A 5,868-nucleotide genomic window follows, 5' to 3' on the forward strand; every position below is an offset into this window, starting at 1 on the left:
CCTGATGGGAAAGGCGGAGTAATAAAAGTTAGAAGAAGAGCCTTTTATTATAAAAAACACTATACTAATACACAAATAATTCCTGAATTAGATTTGAGTGAGATAAATGAATGAAAAAGATAGATAGTTTTATTTCAAAAGATAATAGATTTAAGTTATATAATAATGATACTTTCAAACTTTTACCAGAGTTAGATACTAAATTTAATCTAATTTTTGCGGATCCTCCATATTTTTTGTCGAATGATGGTTTAAGTATACAAAGCGGCAAAGTTGTAAGTGTTAATAAAGGAGAATGGGATAAAGGTGCGGGTTTTAATGAGATTGATGAGTTCAATTACAAGTGGCTTAAAATAGCTAAAGATAAGCTTACCGATAATGGTAGTGTGATGATCAGTGGTACTTATCATAATATCTTTTCGATAGGTAGAATACTTCAAGCACTTGATTATAAAATTTTAAATATTATCACTTGGGAAAAAACTAATCCACCACCCAATTTTAGTTGTCGCTATTTGACGCATTCCACTGAACAGATCATTTGGGCACGTAAAAGTGAAAAGTATAAGCATATTTTCCATTATGATCTAATGAAATTTTTAAATGATGGCAAGCAAATGCGTGATGTCTGGCGCTTTAATGCAATTGCGCCATGGGAGAAGTCTAACGGAAAGCATCCAACACAAAAACCGATGTCACTTTTAGTACGGTTAATTTTGATGGCAAGTGATGAAAATTCTTTAATTTGCGATCCCTTTAGCGGTAGTTCCACTACAGGGATCGCTGCAAATTTAATAAATCGGAATTTTATAGGGATTGAACAAGATGAGAAATTCTATAAAATTTCTATTGCTAGAAAAAATGAGCTTGATAATTCTAAAAAAATTTTTAGAAAAAAAATTATGGATTTAGTTAAAATTGATAGACAAGAAAAACATCAAAATATCTCTTTATATGAAACCGATCCATGACGACATTTAAAAAATTTATGGATAATTATAGCATAGTAGGATCAAAAGAATATTGGCGCCGTTTTACGCGCTAAATTTTAAAATTTGAAGGGTAAAAAATGAGCGAAAAAATAAAAATAGCGGTTTTGGGATATGGAAATTTGGGTCGCGGCGTCGAGCTTGCCGCGCGAAATAGCAAGGATTTAGAGCTTTCGGCCGTTTTTAGCCGCAGAAATCCAAGCGAAGTAAAGACATGCGGCGCTCCGGTATTTAGCGTGGACAAAATTTTATCGCACAAGGGCAAATTTGACATTTTAGTTCTTTGCGGCGGTAGTGCGACGGATCTGCCGACGCAGACGCCCGAGTTTGCGCGGAGCTTTAACGTCGTAGATAGCTTCGATACGCATGCAAAAATCCCAGAGCACTTCGCCGCGGTAGACGCCGCCGCCAAAGCGGGCGGAAATGTAAGCATCATCGCCGTAGGCTGGGATCCGGGGCTGTTTTCGCTAAGCCGCCTATTTGGCGAGAGCGTGCTGGAAAACGGCAGCAGTTATACGTTTTGGGGTAAAGGTGTGAGCCAAGGCCACTCCGACGCTATCCGCAGGATCGAGGGCGTCGTGGACGCGCGACAATACACCGTGCCGATAGAAAGCGCCTTGAGGCGAGTTCGCGCGGGCGAAAACCCGAGACTTAGCACGCGCGAAAAACACCTGCGCGAGTGCTACGTCGTGGCCGAAGAGGGCGCCGATAAAGCGCGCATCGAAAAAGAGATAAAAACGATGCCGAATTATTTCGCCGACTACGACACGAGCGTGCATTTCGTAAGTCTTGCAACGCTTAAAAAAGAGCACGGCGGCATCCCTCACGGAGGATTCGTTTTGCGAAGCGGAGCGACGGGCGAACGCGGCGAAAATAAACATCTGATCGAGTTTTCGCTAAAGCTTGACTCAAATCCCGAATTTACCGCTAGCGTGCTCGTAGCCTACGCACGTGCGGCGTATCGCTTGGCGCAAAAGGGCGAGCGTGGCGCGTTTAGCGTGTTTGACATCGCTCCGGCGCTTCTTTCGCCAAAGAGCGCAGATGAACTAAGGCGCGAAATTTTATAAATTTCAGGAGGCGTTTAGGCGGAATTACGAACGAGGAAATCTGAGTGATAAAGATAGAAAATTTAAAGAAATTTTACGGCAAAACCTGTGTGATCGACGATGTGAGCCTGGAGGTGAAAAAAGGCGAAATTTTCGCCATCGTAGGCCACAGCGGCGCGGGTAAAAGCACGCTGCTGCGCTGCATAAACGGCCTTGAGGACTATCAAGAAGGAAGCCTTAAGGTAGAGGGCAGGGAGGTAAGAGAGCTAAGCGCCGCGCAGATCCGCGAGCTGCGCAAAAATATCGGTATGATTTTTCAGCACTTCGCGCTTATGAGCCGCCGCAGCGTCGCGCAAAACGTTGCCACTCCGCTTGCGTTTTGGGGCCATCCTGAAGATCGCACGAAGCGCCGCGTTGCCGAGCTTTTGGAGCTCGTGGGGCTTGCGGATAAAGCAAATGCCTATCCTAGCGAGCTTAGCGGCGGACAGAAACAGCGCGTAGCGATCGCGCGCGCGCTTGCATTAAGTCCTAAAATTTTGCTTTCTGACGAGGCGACCTCGGCGCTTGATCCCAACACCACCGCGCAAATTTTATCGCTTCTGCGCCGCATCAATCGCGAGCTGGGCATTACGATCGTGCTCGTCACGCATGAGATGGAGGTCGTAAAGGGCATCGCGCAGCGAGCGATCCTGCTTAAGGGCGGGCGCGTGAGCAACTCGGGCGATATCGTATCGCTGTTTTTGCACCCGGATGAGAATATGAAGGAGTTTTTGGGCGAGGAGGAGGTGCTGCCCGCAAGCGGTGTGAATATCAGGCTCTTTTTCCCGCCTGCAGTCGCGTTTGACAGCGTGATCACGCACATGGCGCGCGCTTTGGAGATAAATTTTAATATCGTCTGGGGCAAGCTCGAGCGCCTTGATAAAAACGTCGTCGGAAGCCTCGTGATCAACGTGGAGCCCGCACACGTCGCGCGCGTGGAGGAGTTTATCAAAAACGCGGGCGTGATCTATGAGATCGTAAGCGAGGATGAGATCAAAGGCTGTGCCGCGATCTAGGTGCGATTTCGCACCCTGTGCGCTTACGCCGCACTAAATTTAAGGGCTTACGCGGCATGGCGAATTCAAAAGCTCGCGCGATGCCGCAAATTTAAAGACTCGCGTGGCGTTTTAAATTTAATGACCGAGCCGTGGCATTATAAATTTAATTAGTTTCGCCGGCGGTTTAAATTTTTATCTCGCCGCGGTAAAGCAAGCTCGGCAATGCGCTGTTGGCGTGCGCTCTGGCTAGCTTTGATTTGCGTTTAGAATTTGACTAGCCGTAGCGAGGCGATTTAAATTTCAGAGATCGCGACCGACCGAGCGCATTTAAGCCGCGCCGCATTTGAATTTACAGGCGTTTAAATTTAAATTTGAATTTTTTTCGGAATTTCACACATACTTCACTTTTACGGAAGTATAATTCCGCTAATTTTTTTTAAGGAGTACGTAATGAAAAAACTTACTTTGTTTGCGCTTAGTGCGCTATTTGCTGGCACTTTTGCCGTAGCTGCCGACATGGGCATGAAAGATGAGATGAAGGACGCCAATACATCAATGCATAATGGTGCGAAAGAGATGAAGGGCGACATGAAAGATATGCACAAGGATGCTATGAAAGAGGGTAAACATATGAAGGATGAGATGAAAGGCGAAATGAAAAAAGAGATGAAAAAAGAGATGTAGTGAGTAAAATTTTACTCGTAGAGGACGATGAGACGCTTTGCGATCTCATCGGCGAATATCTAAAAGACGCGGGCTTTGACGTATGCGTTTGCAGCGACGCTCAAAGCGCCGCGGATCTTGCTTATGAACAAAAATTTGATCTTTTTATCTTTGACGTAAAAATCCCCAAAGGCGACGGATTCTCACTTTTAAAAGAGCTACGCAAGAGCGGCGATCGCACCCCTGCGATATTCGCCACGTCGCTAAATACGCTTGATGATCTTGAGGTTGGTTTTAAAAGCGGCTGCGATGATTATCTCAAAAAACCATACGAGCTAAAAGAGCTGTTGCTGCGCGTTAATTCTCTCATAAAGCGAAACTTCAGCCACAATTTTGATGATTTTGTAACTATTGACGACGAGTTTAAATTTTACTTTGCAAGCAAAGAGCTACGCAGATCGGGCGTGCCCGTCGCGCTTTCAAACAAAGAGCGCGAGCTGCTGGCACTTTTTTTACAAAATAAAAACAGGCTTTTAAGCAAGGATGAAATTTTCTCCGCGATCTACGCTTTTGACGAAACTCCGAGCGAGGAAGCGCTGCGAACTTATATCAAAAATTTGCGCCGCGTCCTAGGCGAAGAGCACATCATAAATCGCCGCAACGCAGGGTATCTGTATGTCTGAAAAGACCGCTTTAACACTTAAAATTCTATCTTTGTATCTCATTTCAAGTGCGTTGTTTTTGGGATATTTTTTCAAGATAAATTACAGTATGAACGAAGCCGCGCTGCTTTCGCACAGGATAAAAGAGCTAAAAGAGATCAAAATGATGATCTATATGAAAGCGAGCATGGACGGGCTGGAATCACTAGCGGACTTCGAGCGCGAAAAGGGCGTGAGTGCGTGTATATTTAAGCCAAACTCTGATGAAATTTACGGCTGCGGCGGTGAGCTCGGAGCGCTTGACAAAGCAAAGCTAAAGGCGGAATTTATAAGTGGCGGTAGGCTAGGAATTTATGAGAATCTGCAAAATATGGAGGAGCGAAACGCCTTTTCCAAGGCTAAAATCATTCTGCTTGGAAGTAGCGTGCAGGGCGAAATTTTAACGCTTCGTATCAAAACAGCAGCGATGATGATAGCGCTTTTGGGCGTGATATTAGCCGTGGCGTTTTATCTGGTGCGGCTAGGCACAAAGCCGCTTTACGACAAGATAGACACGCTAAATCGCTTCATCAAGGATAGCACCCACGAGATCAATACTCCGCTTAGCATTATTTCTATGAGCGTCGAGACGATGCGGCACGCAGAGCTTGGAGAATACAACGCCAAGCGCGTCGCTAATATCGATCTTGCCGCTAAGACGCTTTCGCGCATCTACGAGGATCTCGTGTTTTTAACCTTCGGTATGAATAAGGAGGGCGAGATTAGCTCGATCGATCTAAAGAGCCTCGTCGCTTCGCGCTGCGAATACTTCGCGCCGTTTATTCAAAAGCGCAGGCTTAGCCTTAAAACCGATCTTTCGGATGCGAGCATGAACGCAAACGTTTATGAAATTTCGCGCCTGATCGACAATCTGCTAAGCAACGCCGTAAAATACGCCGATGCAGGCGGCTACGTGGATGTGCGGCTAAGGCACGGCGAGCTAGCGATCTCAAATAGCGGCGAGGGGATCGATAGGAAAAGGGGCGACGAAATTTTCAGGCGCTTTGCGCGCTTTAACTCAAGCGAGGGCGGCTTTGGAATCGGGCTTAGCATCGTAAGCGAGGTCTGCAAAAAATACTCCTTTTCTATCTCCTACGACAGCGTGCCGGGCGAGATAACGACCTTTCGCCTTACGTGGCGCGAATAAAATTTCAAAATTTAGTGAAATTTTAAAATTTAAAAGCGGCCGCTTGCGGTTTAAATTTAATCGTAGTTTGGTCGCTTAAATTCCGCGCAAAAAGGCTCTAATTGCCGGAGCGTTTAAATTTAATCGTCGCTTGTTTTTGTTCTAAAACGGAGCGTGGAATTTTATCAGTCGTTCGCTTTGCGCTCGTAAAATGACCCTAAAAGTTATTGGTGCGGAATTTTATTCGTCCGCGATTTTATAAAATTTAGCTTTTATTTCTCGATAGATATATCCAGTGGACTATAT

The 5,868-nt window shown here is 45.5% G+C and carries 6 protein-coding genes; all 6 read left to right on the forward strand.

The window, feature by feature from the left end; all coding sequences use genetic code 11:
- Window positions 1-110 precede the first annotated feature (110 nt).
- The 6 genes from Q0238_RS09960 (at window position 111) to Q0238_RS09985 (ending at window position 5,583) form a co-directional block, all read left to right on the forward strand.
- Window positions 111-971: a DNA methyltransferase gene (locus Q0238_RS09960; protein ID WP_297945687.1), complete on the forward strand. Its 861-nt coding sequence runs from the start codon at window positions 111-113 to the stop codon at window positions 969-971.
- Window positions 972-1,069: 98 nt separating this feature from the next.
- A complete protein-coding gene (locus tag Q0238_RS09965) occupies window positions 1,070-2,056 on the forward strand; it encodes a diaminopimelate dehydrogenase (protein WP_297945688.1) in 987 nt (328 codons plus the stop codon).
- A gap of 44 nt (window positions 2,057-2,100) precedes the next feature.
- Window positions 2,101-3,090, forward strand: a complete 990-nt coding sequence (locus tag Q0238_RS09970; protein WP_297945690.1) for a methionine ABC transporter ATP-binding protein — start codon at window positions 2,101-2,103, stop codon at window positions 3,088-3,090.
- 432 nt (window positions 3,091-3,522) lie between these two features.
- Entirely contained in the window at window positions 3,523-3,756 is a 234-nt protein-coding gene (locus tag Q0238_RS09975) for a hypothetical protein (RefSeq protein ID WP_291936948.1), read from the forward strand.
- Window positions 3,756-4,418, forward strand: coding sequence for a response regulator transcription factor (locus Q0238_RS09980; protein WP_297879887.1), 663 nt, complete (start codon window positions 3,756-3,758; stop codon window positions 4,416-4,418). The genes Q0238_RS09975 and Q0238_RS09980 overlap by 1 nt, the downstream gene beginning before the upstream one ends.
- On the forward strand, window positions 4,411-5,583 hold the full coding sequence (locus Q0238_RS09985; RefSeq protein ID WP_297945691.1) for a HAMP domain-containing sensor histidine kinase: 1,173 nt from the start codon (window positions 4,411-4,413) through the stop codon (window positions 5,581-5,583). Before Q0238_RS09980 ends, Q0238_RS09985 begins: the two co-directional genes overlap by 8 nt.
- Window positions 5,584-5,868: the final 285 nt, after the last annotated feature.

Origin of the sequence: uncultured Campylobacter sp. (assembly GCF_938045775.1) — a bacterium.
Classification (GTDB): domain Bacteria; phylum Campylobacterota; class Campylobacteria; order Campylobacterales; family Campylobacteraceae; genus Campylobacter_B.

Coding starts and splice junctions, on each gene's coding strand:
- Q0238_RS09960 (WP_297945687.1), top strand. CDS start 111: ATGAAAAAGATAGATAGTTTTATTTCAAAAGATAATAGATTTAAGTTA.
- Q0238_RS09965 (WP_297945688.1), top strand. CDS start 1,070: ATGAGCGAAAAAATAAAAATAGCGGTTTTGGGATATGGAAATTTGGGT.
- Q0238_RS09975 (WP_291936948.1), top strand. CDS start 3,523: ATGAAAAAACTTACTTTGTTTGCGCTTAGTGCGCTATTTGCTGGCACT.
- Q0238_RS09985 (WP_297945691.1), top strand. CDS start 4,411: ATGTCTGAAAAGACCGCTTTAACACTTAAAATTCTATCTTTGTATCTC.